This window comes from Paenibacillus baimaensis, from assembly GCF_025567575.1.
In genome coordinates, this window is sequence record NZ_JAOQIO010000067.1 from 1 (window position 1) to 16,710 (window position 16,710).

Here is a 16,710-nt window from a genome sequence, read left to right on the forward strand (position 1 = left end):
TGTCTGATGTCTTCATTCTACTAGCCCCTATTTTTTCTGTCCAATTTACTGTAGCCGATCCATACAATCTTTCAAACTCACGAGTAGTTCCACTGGGCACTTTACTGTTATTTGTAACAATAACCCTCAAAATATTCTGTTAATTTACGAGCGTCAGTATTGAAGGTTGCGATATCGAAGGGTTGACGATAGACGGCGTCGACATTGCGACATTGTTGCGGCAGCACAAGGGTTCCTTGATTACTGTCTTGCCAAAGCAGCTGGAACGTAACGGGCATTGCTTACAATCCTTGCTTTCTGCCGCATACATCTTCGTGTAAGCTTGCTTTTTGGTGTGAAAGTTAATGCGAGTAAACCGAAGGGCTTTCCCTTCCTTGCACGTATAGGTATCGTTGGTTGGGTCATAGGTAAAGCCTGATTTGTTCAAATGGCTCTCATCCGTATCTATGGGCACGATGTACCCCTCGATCTCCAGTTTTTCGAGCCCATGATGGACAGGGGAACGATCATAGCCTTTGTCGGCCCCAACCTTTTGGAGGGGTAAACCGAACTTTTCTTTTTGCTTTTTTAACCGAGCGGTAAAGGGCTCGTGGTCATTGACATTGGCTGGTGTCACATGGATGTCTGTGATGATTCCTTGTTTGGTGTCAATCGTGGTATGCGCTAGATAATGAAATCCTTTAGGTTTATCAGACCTGTTTAACAGACCCGCTTCCGGATCGGATTTGCTTTGCGTAACTTCCTTGACAGAGTCATCCTCTTTGGGTTTCTTCCCGCGTTTTTTCTTGTTCGGATCCTTATTAAGCTCGGATTCAATCCGGCGGGCTTCTTGCTCTAAATCCTTGAAATATTCGGAAGGTTTCTTTTCCACCCTGACTTTCTCCGCTTTTCCAATGGAAGCGTTCGCCTTGAGATGAGTAGAGTCCACAACGACAACTTCCCCCGTTACGATACCTTTGCTGATGCAATCTGAAACGATGTGATCGAAGATCTCTTGGAAGGCCTCGCTGTCTTTAAACCTTCGGAGGCGGTTCTGGCTTAACGTCGAATGGTCGGGAATAGACTCGCCCAGGTCTAAGCCAAGAAACCAACGATAGGCGAGATTAACGATGATTTCTTGTTCTAGTCTTCTTTCTGAAGGGATTCCAAACAGGTATCCAATAAGCAGCATCTTGATAAGAAGAACGGGATCAATGGACCTACGTCCAAAAGGCGAGTAGAGGTGTCGCACTTTTTCGTAAATAAAGGTAAAGTCGACTTTTTTTCGGATATCCCTCAACAGATGGTCTTGAGGTACAAGATCATCTAGGTTTATAACCATCAGTTGATTTTGTTTGTCTCCATCTACACCCATCATAGCATTGCCCTCCAATGAAAAGACCGTATAGATAGGTATTCTACACGACCCTTCAAAAAACCTATGTGATTAAACACTTTGTCAACAGTCCCTAAATCGCGGCTTTTTTGTTTTATGGGATAAGGTTCTTGTCAAAACCCAATGACAAGAACCTTATCCCATTCCCGATTTTGACAAGACGGTTTTCTGATAAAAAAACCCCCCTTGCATGAAGGGAGGGCTGATAACTGCTATTCACTGACTTGGAGATGCTTTAATAGCCGCTTCTGCCCTCGTAGTCCGGCCTTCCGGTTTGAAGGCAAACTTGAATCTCGTTAGGCATGCTCGTGATGTATATATTGTAAAGCTGTATGCTTCGAGAACCTATTTACAATTGATGCCCCGTCCACTATCCTGTACCTAAGGATAATCTTGCAACTGCCCGCCTCCAATGCGGGCAAGCAACAAATCGAAGGGGGCATGCCGAATGTTAAACCGAATGAAGGGCAGCTATTTCTCCAAGCTCGTGTTCTCACATATTGCATTAACGCTCGTATTGGTCACCGTCATCGGAGGATTGCTACTAGGGAAGACGGAGCGCATGATGTCCGAGGAGATGCGGCAGACCGGAGAAGCCAGAGCGTCATCCGTGAAGCGAAAGCTTGAGAAGGATCTGCTGGACAGCTATCATTCGGCGTTATTGAATCGGGTGTTAAATACGGTGCGTCCGGAGGCGGAAAGTGAAATTCATTATTTCCTGGAAAACGGCCGGGGTGAGAGCTACTCTCGGATGGCTCGGTTTACCCAGGATTTGAAAACGCTAACATTCACCCTGCCGCTGCTGCACAACATTTCTTTCTATTTCTTCAAGGATGATTTCGTATTGGACCAATATTACCATGTAGGACCGGATACGTCGCCGCAGGCAGAACTGCTGCGCAGAGGAACTGAGATCAATCCGCACAAGTGGTACTTAAGAACGGTCCCCGGTCACAACCGTTCCATCGTGGAACAGACACCTGTTCTTACGTATATACATACGCTGCCGTTCCTTGCGAAAGGGGATCGGGTCAAAGGATATATGATCGTAGATCTGGATGCGGCGAAGGTGATCCAAGACGCTTCGCAGCAGCTGGGACGTGAGGATCGCTTGCTGATCTTCGCTAAAGACGGGCAACTGATCGACGGCTCCGGCGCGGTGGATGTCGGCACGTTGACATGGGTGCGCGGCGAGCTGGCTGCGCATCGGGAGACGACATTGGAAAGAGAGCAGTCGGTTATTACGATTCTGCCGGCGAAGGACTCCACCTTCAACTGGCATTATGTATTGATTCGTCCGCAATATTCAGCCCTCTTAACGACGCAGCAGATGAAGCAGGAGATTTGGATTTTCGGAACGGCGCTTCTGCTGCTGGGGCTGGTCGTCTCCATTATTGCATCCCGTCAGGTGTACGGCACCTTCGCTGACATAGTGCAGCGGATCCGTTCGGTCGCGGGCCTCACCAAGACAGCTTCGCCGCATAATGTGATGGGCAGCGTCGAGCAAGCGCTGGGAATAATGGGCCAGCAGAAACGGACCTATCTTCAGGAGCGGAAGGAGAAGCAGTGGCGAGCTCTTCTATCGGGATGGTCTAAGCCGTTTGAGGGTGAGGTGCTGCTGCCGGAGGTTCAAAGCTATATACCGGTTTACATTGAGCTTAGCGGAACGGATATCGAACGACTATATGGAAAGTTGCACGAGGAGCCGGAGTCCGCTGTCGACCTGCGCGGCGATTGGGTGATTCTTACTGCGCGTTCGGCGTATTGGATTATGATGACTCGCTCCAGCCGCGACGATCTTCATACTGCCGTATCGGAGCAGTTGGAACAAGCTCTCCTTCGCAGCAGCGGCGGTGATATCCGGTTCCGTGCGGGGATGGGGACGGAAGTGACCCAACTGGAGGACCTGTCCTGGTCGGCTCTCGAAGCACAGACAGCGGCGAGGTACGGATTCCTTCACCGGGAGAATAGGCTGCTGCGCTACGAGGAAGTTCAGCACCGTCCGTCCGTGTACCCGGACATCAAGCCGGATACGTTCGAATTGCTGCTCCGCAGCGGTTCCGCCGCAGAAATCGAGCATTACCTGGAAGCATGCGAGAGTACGCTGCTGGCCAGCGGAACGACAATCGAGATGGTGGAGCTGTTGATTATGCAGCTAGGAATCAGCCTGTCCAAAGTATACATGCTTCAAGATGAATCGGAGAAAGAGCACGCGCTGGAGCCGATGCGGTTTACGTTGTTTGACACAATGGCGTATTTGCGCGAACAAAGCGCGCAGCTCGTCTTGAACCGTACGGAGAAGCGCAATGAACGCAATGAACGGATTCTCTCCGGAATTCAATCGTATATTCAAGAGCATATTCATGAAGATATTTCGCTGGAGCAGCTGACGGAGCTGACTTCCTACTCTAAGCAATTCATTTGCAAATTATTTAAGGACGAACTGCAGATGACATTCGTCGATTATATGACGAATAAACGGTTGGTGAATGCGGCCGCGTTGCTGACATCAGCGAATGAACCGATCGGTCACATTGCGGAGCGTAGCGGGTTCCGCAGCTCGCAATATTTCGCAACGAAATTCAAGGCGAAATACGGTGTCACTCCGGTGCAATATCGTCAAGCAAACGGAAAAATCATGTTCAATTTGGAATAACTTTGTTTAAAATCGTCTATAGAAGTGTAGATTTAAAATTTTATACAGCGCTTTCAAAATGTGAAATAGCCATTGACCCCTGTCTGATGCTACGCTGATCTTGCGTTCGGTACATCTCACTAGGAGGGAAGACAATGAGCAGTAAACACTTGACAGCGCATTCAACGGAGTCCGCCGCGAGCAAGCCAAAGCCGGCCGTTTGGTCGAAGCAATGCCAACGCTACCAAAAGCATAAATACTTTTATCTCATGCTTGCTCCGTTGATCGTTTACTATTTAATCTTTGAATATGGACCGCTCTATGGCGTACAGATCGCATTCAAGGATTATATGCTTCGGCAGGGCATTTGGGGCAGTCCTTGGGTGGGGTGGAAACATTTTCAGTATATGTTCACGCTATCCCCGGACTTCTACAAGATTCTGAGCAATACGGTAATCATCAGTCTGTACCAAATCGTCTTCGGCTTCCCGGCTCCGATTATTCTGGCGCTTCTATTTAATGAGCTGCGTCTTAAGATGTTCAAACGGATCAGCCAGACCATCTCCTATTTGCCGCATTTCCTGTCCTGGGTCGTGCTCGGCGGTATGCTGATCACGATCTTGTCACCGACGACGGGGGCTGTAAACATTTTGCTCGGTTGGTTTGGGATCGAGCCGATCTATTTCCTCGGGGATCCGAAATATTTCCGGTTTACACTTGTTCTCTCCTCGATCTGGAAGGAAATCGGGTGGGGTACGATCATCTATTTGGCAGCGCTGGCCGGCATCGATCTGCATCTGTACGAGGCGGCAAGGATCGACGGCGCGAACCGTTGGAAGCAGACGATTCATATTACGCTGCCCAGCATCATGTATATCATCGCGATTCTTTTTATTTTCAAGACGGGCAGCATTCTGAGCGCAGGCTTCGACCAAATCTTCAACCTGTACAACCCTGCCGTGTACAGCGTGGCGGATATCTTGGATACGTATGTGTATCGCGTCGGCTTAACGCAGCTTCAGTACAGCTTCACGACGGCTGTAGGACTCTTCAAGAATATTGTCGCCTTCTCGATGGTCATGATGACCAACTACATCGTGAAGAAAATGGGCCAGGAGGGGATCCTGTGAAACCGTTTTTTGGAATGAGCAAGGGTGAGGTGGCGTTCCAGTACATCTTGGTGTTCTTGATTTCGCTGTTGTGTATCGCGACGCTGTACCCTTTTATCCATGTGCTTTCGGTGTCCTTCAGCTCCGCCTCCGAAGCGATCCGGCCCGGCATTCACTTATACCCGAGAGAGTTCACGCTGGCCGCTTACGAGAAAGCCGTTCAGCTGGACGGGATCTGGATCGGCTTTGGCAACACGATCTATCGTACGTTGATCGGTACCATCTTGTCGGTGTTTGCTATGTCACTAGGTGCTTATGCGCTTTCGAAGAAGACGCTGCCGCATCGCAAATTCATTACGATGGCGGTGGTGCTGACGATGTTCTTCAGCGGGGGACTCATCCCAACCTTCCTGTTAATGAAGGATCTCGGCTTGTACGATACGCGCTGGGCGCTCATCATTCCGGGCTTGTACAACACCTTCTATATGCTAATCCTTCGCAACTTCTTTATGAGCTTGCCGGAAGAGCTTGAGGAGTCGGCGAGAATCGACGGCGCTCATGATCTGCGGATTTTGTTCCAACTGATTTTGCCGTTGTCGAAGCCGATCCTGGCGACGATCTCGCTGTGGGTTGCGGTATATCTGTGGAATGAATGGTTTAACGGACTCATTTATATTCAGGATCAGAAGAAGATCGTGCTGCAGATTTATTTGCGCCGGCTCATCGTCGAGAACATGGACAGCGATTTGCAATTCCTGATGGAGCAGGAGATGGACCTTAACGCACAGGCGGTGCCGGAATCGATCAAGGCCGCCGTTCTCATGATCGGCACAGTGCCGATTCTGCTCGTGTATCCGTTTATTCAGAAGCATTTTGTCAAAGGCATCATGGTTGGTTCCCTGAAGGGATAATCGCTTTCGCTGTACGCTTGTAGATGGTATTGGAGCGGCGGTGATTCCAGGTGACAGCCGCGGCTTTGATATAAATGCGTAAAACCTACTATAAGGAGGGCAAAAAAAGATGAAATGGTGGTCCAAAGGGTTGATCGTCAGCGCATTGCTTGTGTCAGCCGTCGGCTGCACAGACGGCAGCAATGAATCGGCAGGCCAAGCAGGGGGAGAAAAGCGTGAGGGCTCGTCAAGTTCGGCTGCTCCAGGGTCTAACACAACGCTGAAGTCGGAGAAGCCGATTGAAATCTCATGGTTGAGCTTTGACTTTCCGCAAGCGGATGGAAGCATCGGACAGAAGTTTATTGAAGAGAAGTTCAATGTCAAACTGAAAAATATCCGGATCGACCGCACCAACTGGAAGGATCAGCTTAACGTATTTCTCGCTTCCGGCGAGGTGCCGGATGTATGGTTGCTGTGGGGCATCACCGATGTGGACACGTATTCCAAGCAGGGGCTGCTGTCCGAGCTGCCGGTAGACGAAATCCGGGCGAAAATTCCGGAACTTGCCGCTTTCGTCGATGAGAAAAACCAAAGCGCGTGGAAGGATGGCCTGATTGCCGGGAAAAGCTACGGGATTCCGATTACGAATCTAGACGGCGCTTACCCGCTGCTGCCCTACTACAACGGGACTTGGCTGAAGGCTGTCGGATATGCCGAACCGCCTAAGACGTTTGCAGAGTTTGAAGATGTCATGTACAAATTCCGCAACAACGACCCGGACGGCAACGGCAAGAAGGATACGTACGGCATTACGGGCAAAGGCGCAACGAGCATTGCGGACAGCTTCCAGAACGTGTTTGGCGCGTTCGACATTGCTCCGACCTACTGGGCCATGAAAGCTGATGGCTCTCTGCAGTATGGGCTGACTACAGAGCAATCGCGTCAATCGCTGAAGGTCCTGAATCGATGGTTTAAAGACGGCATCATCGACCCGGAGTTCATTACAGCTGACGGCAAGAAGGGTGAGTTCTTTAATCGCTTGGTCGGAATGACGACGGCTTCCTGGACCAACCATGGTCCGACAGTGCAGGACCAGGAGAAGCAGACGAAGAGCAACTTCTTCCCGCGTGTGGCCGGGAAAGCCTTTGCAGCGGAAGGCTATAAGGGCCATGCACCGGCTTGGGGTATTACAAGCAATTACCTGGGTATGGGGATCGATGTGGGAAAAACACCGGGTAAGAAGGAGAAGATTTGGGAAGTGCTTAATGCGATGTACTCGGATATGGATACGATGATGTTCTTAACCTTCGGTGAGGAAGGCGTTCACTATGATGTGGTGAATGGTTTGCCTACGAAGAAGCCTGCGGTTGCGGATCAACTGAAAAACATGGGGATCAGCTCCTACTACGGTCTGCTTCCGGGTAAGGCGATTAAGTTCGAGCCGAAGCGCAACCCGAAGGTGGACCTGGATTGGAGAGCGAAGGTCACTGCCGATGTGCCGATGCTGTTTAACCCTGTCAAGTTCATTCTGCCGTCCTCGGGCAAATTCCCTGACCTGAACAACCTGGAGAAGCAATACTTCATTAAGTTTATTACCGGCGAGATCGATCTGGACGGCGGCTTCGAGCAGTTCATAAAGGAATGGAAGAAGGCCGGCGGCGAGGTGCTGACGAAGGAAGCGAACGAAATTTATAAATCGAAATGACGCCTGGCAGGAGTGGAGCGGTTGAACAAACCGGCGTCGGAATAGGGAGGAACTTGGGATGACGGATACGGATTTGGTTGTGATCGGAGGTGGTTTTGCCGGCTGCCTGGCCGCGATTCGGGCGGTGGACGCAGGGCTCAGGGTGGTACTCGCGGAAAAAAGGGAATATCCAGGACGAGAATTTGCGGCTTTCAACCATACGTTCGTAGATTTGGAAGGCGAGGAACGGTTCCATCGCGAGTGTCCGCAATGGCTGGCTCGATTGTTCAGCATGCGTGACGATCAAGAGGTAATGGTACCGGACGGCCTGACGCGGCAATGGCTGATCGAGGCACTGGAGGCTAGCGGCGTTACAGTGCTGTACAGTGCCATGGCGACCGGTTTGACGCAGGATGACAAGGGTGTGACGGGCGTCTTGTTGGCAACGCCGCTAGGTGTGATGCATCTGCCGACAAGCAGGGTCGTGGATGCGACCGAACGGCACAACTTATGCCGAATCGTAGCCGGCAAGCCATACGCAAGCGGAACCGTTAGAGTAGATGCGGTATTCGAGATGGAGAATATACAAGGATTGTCGGCCGGCTTCGAAGCGGTAGAAGAGAAGCTTTCGCTGATTCGAGGCAGTCTGCGGATCCATCCAACCATACGCAAGGATACGACGGTGATCGAGTTTTCATACATGGAGAAGGCAGGGAAGCCGTTCGCCGCACGAAGCGGACTGGAGACGAGACGAATTGCGCGAAGCGGCGAGGTTGCGGCTGCCCTGCGCGAACAGATTCCCGGCTTTGAGAATGCGAGTTTAAGTCACCACGCCTATGACGCTTTGTTGTCGGGAGAACCCATCGATCCTCCTGAAATTACGGGACTTATGGCGGTGCATTCGTTGAGATGGCGGTTCTCGCTAGGCGATGTAGCCCAGTCGTGGGAACAGGCCGGGGCCGTTGCAAAGTGGGCGTGCCAGGATGCCGTGGACCGACGTGGAGTGGAGCGATTGAGAATCGGGGCAGCCGTTATCCCGTTCGACCGCACGGCGCTTGCGATTTATGAAGATGACGGGCTGAAGGTGGAGCTTTCCCGGTTCGACGTGTCCGTGATTCAGCATCAACTGTTTGCCTTCGAGGCTGACATTTGTGTTGTTGGCAGCGGTTCGGGAGGCGGCATGGCCATGCTGGCTGCCGCCGAAAGCGGCAAGAGTGTTGCGGTCATCGAAGTGAATACGCTAATGGGCGGAACGCATACCGTCGGTCGCGTAACAGGCTACTATGACGGCTATCGCAGCGGCATGAACGACAGCGTCGGCGAGAAGGCCAAAGCTTTCGTGCAGCCGACGGGCAAGCACGAGGGGCATGGAGGCATTCCACACGCCTCTTATCTGAACGACCGCGTCGTTCAATTGGGGGTGCAGGTTTTCACGGCCAGCTTCGCTTGCGGTGCCCTCATGGAGGGCACACGCTTGACGGGCGTCGTTGCCGCAAACGAGGATGGGCTGTTTGGCATTCGCGCTCATGTAACGATCGATGCGACGGGCCACGCCGACATGGTCGCTTTTGCCGGTGGAGACTATGAAATCGGAGACCCGGAGACCGGAATGGTGCAAAGCTACAGCATGTGGGGAGCTGAGCTGTATCCCGTTCAGAACCATTTTATGCATCGGTTTCTGAGGGACCCAGGCATTTGCCATCCGGATCTGTACTCGGAGCGGCTGCGGGCCATTCGCGACGGGCATCTAGGCAACTCTTCCTTTCATATATCACCTATGGTTACGGTGCGCGAATCCAGAAGAATTGTGGGTGAGCACTACTTGACGGTACGCGATCTGCTTGACGACCGGGTATACGACGATGTCATAGCAGTGGCTTGCACTAGGGCGGATAGTCACGCTTACACCTCTTCGCCGCTCGCACGGCTGGGAGGGCTCGGCGCCGGGAAGGAGATTAAGGTCCGTATCCCGCTTGGGTGTTATATTCCGAAAGGAATCGAAGGTCTGTTCGTCGCTGCGAAGGCACTTTCGGGTGAACGGGATGCCACCAGCTTTTGCCGGATGAACGCGGATGTCAAAAATGCGGGGTACGCCATTGGACTTGCTGCAGCGATGGCCGTCGACAACCGATCGGACGTGCGAAATATTGACTTACCTGCGCTCCAGAGCACACTGAAGACGCTGGGCATATTGCCGGAGTGGGCATTCGCCGCACCGGTGCTGCCAGATATCGACCAATTAGCGAACAAATGTTCCCTTGAAGACGAAGAGGCGCTCATTGCGCTGCTGCGTCGTCCCGGCCATGATGCGCTGCCCGTGCTCGAGAGGCTGTACCAAGAAGGCAAGCGCGGCTATGTCGCGCATGCGCTCGCCTGGTTCGGATCGGATCTTGGCGGGGAACAACTGGCGGCGCTGCTTACGGACGCGATTGAACAAGGCCAGCATAGGGTGCTGCCGAACTTGAACATGAATTTCGCATTGTTCAGATGGGGTCATCACTACGGTGACGATTACACATTGGTCAATCGACTGATCGTACTTGCCGGTCGTTCGGGTCACGAGGCAACCATCGGGCCGCTTGCGCGGCTGATCGCCGATACCGAAGGATTCGGCGATCAGCACCCAGGGATTGCGCCGTATTATACGTTACGAGAGGATATCCCCCGTTACCCTTTCTTTACCAGGCTGCTGAATATCGCTTATGCCGCGGCGGAGAAGACGGATCAACGACTCGCTCCGGCGATGGATATGCTGCTGTCCCGGCCGGGTGTAACCGGCTATGTGACAGAATTGCACTCCGCGGGCCATCCGCAGTTCATGCTAGCGCACGCCGAAATCAGTCTGGCACGAGCAGCGGCGCGATGCGGCAGCTCCGTCGGATTGAAAGCGTTGTCGGCCTATCTGAACGATACCCATTCCTTCTTCCGCCGGACTGCGCGCCGGGAATTGGGATTCGCGCTCCGGCAGGAGTAAGGAGCTGCACGGTAAGTTGCTAATGAAGGAAGCGAATGAAATATACAAATCGAATAACGATTGCATGGCAGACAGCAATGGAGACAGGTATCGCACTAGCGTGCTTTTCTTCTTCTGTATATCTAAAGAATTAAAGGAGTGTGGTAAGTAATGAGAATGGCTGTGGAAACAAGGTTGAAGGGAACTGTTATGAGGCGGGTTTGGATGGCGGCGCTGGCCCTGACATTAGTGCTGACCCTGATGGCCCCGGTTGCTGGCGCGACCGGGTTCCCGGGCAACGTAGGGCATCCTGGGCAAGGCAACGGCAACGGCGTTGGAAACGGCGGCGGGCCACCCGGACACGGTTCGGGCAACGGATGCAGTCATCCGGGCTGGAGCAACGGCAACGGACATGACAATGGGGGCCATCCACCAGGCCATAGCAGTTGCCAGCAGGAACCGGCAACGGACCCAGATCCGACGGTGAAGAGCTACTATGTTTCTCCGTATGGCAATGATGAGGGAACAGGGGCGATTAATTCGCCGTTCCGCACGTTGACGGCGGCGCGTGATGCCGTCCGTACGCACATCGCCGCAGGAATGACGCAGGATGTCGTGGTCTATCTGAGGGGAGGCATTTACCGTCTTGCGGAGCCGTTCCAACTGACTTCGGTCGATTCAGGCCGTGACGGCTATAAGGTCACTTACCGCAGCTTCCCGGGAGAGAAAGCAGATCTCGACGGAAGCAGCGTTATCAGTGGATGGTCGCTCTATTCCGGCAACATCTATTCGGCACCTATCGGCACGGGGATTGATGTAGACGTCCTCTATGAAGGGGAAGAACGAGCGGTGCTGGCCCGCTATCCGAACCGTGCAAACGGCAAGGATCAATACAGCAGGGTAGCGACCTACGCCTCCGATCTGCCGAAGCGCAAATTCGGCTATACCGAGGGAGATATTCCGGCAGTCGCTCATCCGGAAGAGCTTCAGGTGTACATCTGGCCGGGAGGCACGGCAGGCCACTGGAGCTGGTCGTCCAATACGATCGGCGTTGAATCAGTCGATACGACGAACCGGATTGTAACGCTGGAAAGCGACACGACGTACGAGAACGGGGTGGGCTCGCGCTATTACGTGCAGAATGGGTTGGAGATGCTTGATGCTCCGGGTGAATTCTATATCGATAAAACCGCAGGTGTGCTCTACTACTATCCCTTCGATGCCGGCGCCCTGAACGGCGGGGTTACAATCCCGCGCGAGGGGAATATTGCGGAGCTGATCGGTGCCTCCAGCACGGACCCGATTCACGATATTGTGTTCGACTCCTTGGTCATCCGTAATTCAGACCGCTTGGGAGACGGAATCCATGGGCAAAATATCGAGCATTTTACACTGAGCAACAGTAAAATATACAATATCGGGGAGCATGGCGTTCAACTGCTCGGTTGGGCGCATCATAACCTCATTGAAAGCAATGAAGTTCATCATGTCGGCTACAACGGGATCAGCGTCGAAGGGATCGGCCGCGTGACGACGGTGAGCAGCAGCGATAATGATTCCATCAACAATCACGTGTACACCACGGGATTGATCTACGGAAACGCGGGAGGCATCCGGTATTATTACAGCGAAGGGAACCGGATCGCTTATAACCTCGTTCACGACATCAAACGGCATGCTCTTCACCTGTTCGATGCGAACCGCGGCATCATCGGCACTACGATCGGCGGCGTGCTCATTACGAAGGATAACTTCCGGAATTATCAACGGACGAGAGATAACATCGTGGAGTTCAACGAAGTGTATGATGCGGTGAACGATTCCCAGGACGCAGGCCCGATTGCAACGTACGGCGGGCCCTTCGGAAATATTTTACGCAACAATTACTTGCATGACAACACGGTTCCGGCAACAACGTCCAGTTCGTTCGGCTTCGGCTTCTACCTGGACGACTCTTCGGATTATGTCACTGTCGAGGATAACATTATCGAGAATCTGCAGCAGCAGCCGGGCGGGAGTAACAACGCCTTGATGCTGAAGGGCATCGGGATTCAGGTGAAGAACAACATCGTCGCCAACAACAACGATTCCCGCAGTGCGATCGGCTCCACCGAAACCGGCGGGTTAATTTCTTCCGAAATTACGCTCGAACGCAATCTGTATTACAACTTGAACAAGCATTTGTATTATCTGGACTACTGGACGCCGGAGAAACTGACGAGCTCGGACTACAACCTGTTCCACAGTGCGACTGGTCAGTATACGTTCGGCAGCACGATCCCGGTCAGTGAATACGGGGACTGGCTGAAGCTGTATAAGGGCAAGTACGACCAGCATTCGCTTCGCACGGACCCGCTATTGATGAATCCAGATGCACGGGACTATCGTCTGCGGTACGATTCGCCGGCTTACAAGCTTGGCTTTCGGGAGCTCAATATAGAGGATATAGGGCTTCGGGCGGATTATCCGTTCGCCGACAGCACCGATCTGATTCACCGGGTGATCCCGCGCTTCGAGGGAGATGCAGTCAATCGTTCTTTCGTTCAGCTGGCAAGCGGCCAGTCCCGGGCCATTGAGCTTACGGTACGGACGGAAACGGGCTTCGTAGCGGACCTGTCGGATGCTGCGATCGCCTTTGTCTCCGGTTCGCCGTCTGTAGCTTCCGTCTCGCCGCAAGGCGTCGTCACGGCTAATGGCGCAGGTGTCGCTAAAGTTACGATAACGGTAACGAAGGATGGCGTCACGAAGTCCGCCGCCGTACACGTATTGGTGGACGATCAGCTGCAGCACATCGGGATCAACGGCCCGGATACGGTATATATGAATACGCCGGTTACGATGGATGTATATGGCATGACCGGATTCGGAGCTCATTATGATTTGCCGGATGCAGATATCAGCTACACCATTGCACCTTCCGCTGTCGCCACAGTGAATAGCCAGGGCGCTGTGACGGGTGTGCAGCCCGGCGAGGCGGTATTGACGGTATCGGCGACCGTGACGGGTACTACCTATCTTCAAGCGGTGAAGCCGATCACGGTGAAGATCAGCTCGAATACATCGACAGAATTTGACGACTGGCGCTCCGTGAATGGCTCGTGGCAGATTGCCGAAGAGGAGAATAACGGGAACCTCGTTTATCGAAGCTTGACGACGAGCGGCTCCTCGCGAACGATTCGTGACGATATGGTGCTGGAGGATTTTGCGGTCAGCGCCCGCGTGAAAATCGACCAGTGGGCTAGTGCCGCACCAACACGTATCGGCTTGATGGGTCGGTATGTGGATTCGAACAACTTCTATTATGCCTTTTATGAAGGCAATTCGAAGCGGTTCAAGATCTTGAAACTTGTCAATGGCGCCCAGACGCAATTGGCTCAATCCAGCGTGATGAATATTGACTTCACCTCCGGCTTCAGACAGCTTGCGCTTAAGTTCGAGGGCGAACAGATTTCGCTTCTGCTTGACGGAAACGTCATGCTTACAGTAGCCGACAGCTCGCATGCCTCCGGCAAGCCAGGATTGTATGCGTACAGCCAACCGGTCGCCTACGACGACATCTCGATTCATGTGTTGCAGGGCGGGGATGGCCAAGAGGGTCCGCTCCCTTCGGAGTGGAGCTTGAAGCCATATGGTCCGCAGGCTGCATTCGCTACGTTCCATGCAGGTGCAGACCGCTTTACCCTGGAAGCTTCTGGAGCGGACGTATGGGGCTCCTCAGATCAATTCGGCTATATGTATCAATGGGTGGAGATGCCAGCTGGCGGCAAGGTGACGATGACCTTGCGGCTGGAGTCCATTGAGCAGCTGGTATCGGCAACGATGGCCGGCATCATGATGCGAGGGTCGGATTCGGCGAATGCCGCGAACGTATTCACTCGGATTATCGGCGGCGGCAACAATCAGGTAACGGTACGTCAGAGCGCCGGCGGTTCGACATCGAACCAATCCATCCCGGGCATCGGCACACCAACCGAGCTGAAGTTAGTCCGCGAGGGCGATACATTTACGGCTTATTACAAGAAGGACGGTGCAGATTGGATTCAACACTCCACTTGGACGGTCTCCTTGCCGAACCGGTTTATGGTAGGTATGGCGCTTAGCGCACGCCATGCGACGGATTATGCGAAGGCCATATTCTCGAATGTAAGCATTGTTGTGAAGTAATTCATTGAGCCACCCTGTTCGGCCTGGTCCGGGCAGGGTGTTTTGTTGCGCTTCATCTGAATAAATTGTCCAATGACACAAATGTACCTACATAACTTTTTCGGCAACAGCTTGAGAAATCAGGCTTTTTTATTTTTATGTAGGCACATTTGTGCCTACATTGTCGTCGAGTGACACAAATCAGCCGCTGTCCCTAGGTAGATAACTCTACTTAAGGTGATGGCTCTTTTGTTAGAACAAAGATTAGCCGAAAGGGAGCCTCTTTGCCCTATCTTGTTGATAGCATGACTGGGATTCCTTGGCTGATAAGGAATCCCAGTCTAATTCTTTATTATCACTAGACAATAAGGTCAATTCGGTAACTGAAGTTGAGCCTGAAAAACGGCAGCCTGTACTCAAAAGTAATTTGGAGGATATTTCAATGAATATATAACTTATGGTAAAATTGACCCGACATATGGAACAGTGTCTAGTTATAGACCTAAAATTAAGTTCGTATTTAACTTCTGTGGGATATTCTCTGGGAACCTACATTTAATTAATGTCGATTTGATAAATTGGAGGTGTCAATCTTGAAATTAAAAAGAGTCATTATTAAAAATTTTCGATCATACCGGGAAGAAATACAAATTTCGGTTGATAATTTCACAGCGTTTATTGGAAGAAATGATGTAGGAAAATCAACCATACTGGAAGCATTAGAGATCTTTTTTAATAACAACATCGTCAAGATTGAACAATCGGATGCTTGTGTCTATAACACTGATAAAAAAGTTGTTATCGGTTGCGTGTTCTCTGACTTGCCTGATCAGGTAATTTTAGACTCTCAGAGCTCAACAAATTTTGCTCAGGAGTACCTACTCAACTCAAATGGCGAGCTTGAAATTCATAAGTTATATGATTGTAATCTTAAAACCCCTAAAGAGATAGTATTTGCTCTTTCATACCATCCAAAAGCAGATGATACGAGAGATCTAATTAAACTAAAAATTGCTGATCTAAAAAATCGAGCAAGAACTCTTGGTGTTGACTTGAGTAGTATTGACCAGCGTTCCAATCCGGCATTGCGTGATGCTATCAGAAATCGAATAGGTGATCTGCAGCTAGAAGAACAGATGGTTCCCTTAAACGAGGAGAATGCTAAGGCTGTATGGGAAAGTATAGTGAAGTTACTGCCGCAATTTGCATTATTTCAAGCAGATCGTCCGAGTAATGACGAAGATTCAGAAGTACAGGATCCTATGAAATATGCAATAAGTGAGGCCATCAAGACAGTTGAAGAAGACCTTCTGCGTATAAAAGAATCAGTACATAATCAGGTACTTGCTGTCGCTGCAAGAACACTTGATAAGTTGAGACAAATGGATCCAGCCTTGGAAAGTGAATTAGCCCCTCGATTTAAGTCTGAACCGAAATGGAAGGATCTTTTTAAGTTATCGCTGACTAGCGATGACCAGATTCCCATTAACAAACGAGGGAGCGGTGTTCGAAGGCTAATACTATTAAACTTTTTTCGTGCCGAGGTTGAACGTAAACAAATAGAAACCGGATCTCCAGGTGTCATATATGCTATTGAGGAGCCTGAAACAGCTCAGCACCCGAATATATAGATTAAATGAATAATGATTAAATGAATATTAAATGAATAATGAATGAAGATTTGTTTACAAATAGAACCTCGATGAAGATTTTAAAATCTTTATCGAGGTTTTTTAATAAGTAAGAATGATTATAAAAATAAGAATGATATAAGAAGGAAAAAGCTCCTTCTGGGTCATTTACGTTTATTATAATGGAAGTTATCAGAGAGACCATTTTTTATATGACCAGTTTCTTGTCATTTATCGGATCAGTTTCTTGTCATCCGACAGACAAGTGCACAATCATTGGTGGCGGAAAA

Annotated in this window: 8 protein-coding genes; 7 read left to right on the forward strand and 1 reads right to left on the reverse strand. The window is 51.1% G+C overall.

Features of this window, described 5'->3' with window-relative positions; all coding sequences use genetic code 11:
- Nucleotides 1–139: 139 nt before the first annotated feature.
- Nucleotides 140–1,357 carry an IS1182 family transposase gene (locus OB236_RS16685; protein ID WP_262685003.1) on the reverse strand — a complete coding sequence of 406 codons (1,218 nt, stop codon included), beginning with the start codon at nucleotides 1,355–1,357 and terminating at the stop codon, nucleotides 140–142.
- Between the two features lie 466 nt (nucleotides 1,358–1,823).
- Here OB236_RS16685 and OB236_RS16690 point away from each other — a divergent pair, with 466 nt between their 5' ends.
- The 7 genes from OB236_RS16690 (at nucleotide 1,824) to OB236_RS16720 (ending at nucleotide 16,420) form a co-directional block, all read left to right on the forward strand.
- On the forward strand, nucleotides 1,824–4,031 hold the full coding sequence (locus OB236_RS16690) for a helix-turn-helix domain-containing protein (RefSeq protein WP_262685004.1): 2,208 nt from the start codon (nucleotides 1,824–1,826) through the stop codon (nucleotides 4,029–4,031).
- A 134-nt stretch (nucleotides 4,032–4,165) separates the two neighbouring features.
- Complete coding sequence (locus OB236_RS16695; RefSeq protein ID WP_262685005.1) at nucleotides 4,166–5,140, forward strand: ABC transporter permease; 975 nt, start codon at nucleotides 4,166–4,168, stop codon at nucleotides 5,138–5,140.
- Nucleotides 5,137–6,030: a carbohydrate ABC transporter permease gene (locus OB236_RS16700; RefSeq protein ID WP_262685006.1), complete on the forward strand. Its 894-nt coding sequence runs from the start codon at nucleotides 5,137–5,139 to the stop codon at nucleotides 6,028–6,030. Before OB236_RS16695 ends, OB236_RS16700 begins: the two co-directional genes overlap by 4 nt.
- Before the next feature lie 109 nt (nucleotides 6,031–6,139).
- Nucleotides 6,140–7,714, forward strand: a complete 1,575-nt coding sequence (locus tag OB236_RS16705) for a type 2 periplasmic-binding domain-containing protein (RefSeq protein ID WP_262685007.1) — start codon at nucleotides 6,140–6,142, stop codon at nucleotides 7,712–7,714.
- Nucleotides 7,715–7,772: 58 nt separating this feature from the next.
- Nucleotides 7,773–10,667: an FAD-dependent oxidoreductase gene (locus OB236_RS16710; RefSeq protein ID WP_262685009.1), complete on the forward strand. Its 2,895-nt coding sequence runs from the start codon at nucleotides 7,773–7,775 to the stop codon at nucleotides 10,665–10,667.
- Nucleotides 10,668–10,817: 150 nt separating this feature from the next.
- A complete protein-coding gene (locus OB236_RS16715; RefSeq protein ID WP_262685010.1) occupies nucleotides 10,818–14,810 on the forward strand; it encodes a right-handed parallel beta-helix repeat-containing protein in 3,993 nt (1,330 codons plus the stop codon).
- A 572-nt stretch (nucleotides 14,811–15,382) separates the two neighbouring features.
- Nucleotides 15,383–16,420 (forward strand): ATP-binding protein, encoded by a 1,038-nt coding sequence (locus OB236_RS16720; protein WP_262685011.1) that lies wholly within the window; start codon nucleotides 15,383–15,385, stop codon nucleotides 16,418–16,420.
- Nucleotides 16,421–16,710 lie beyond the last annotated feature (290 nt).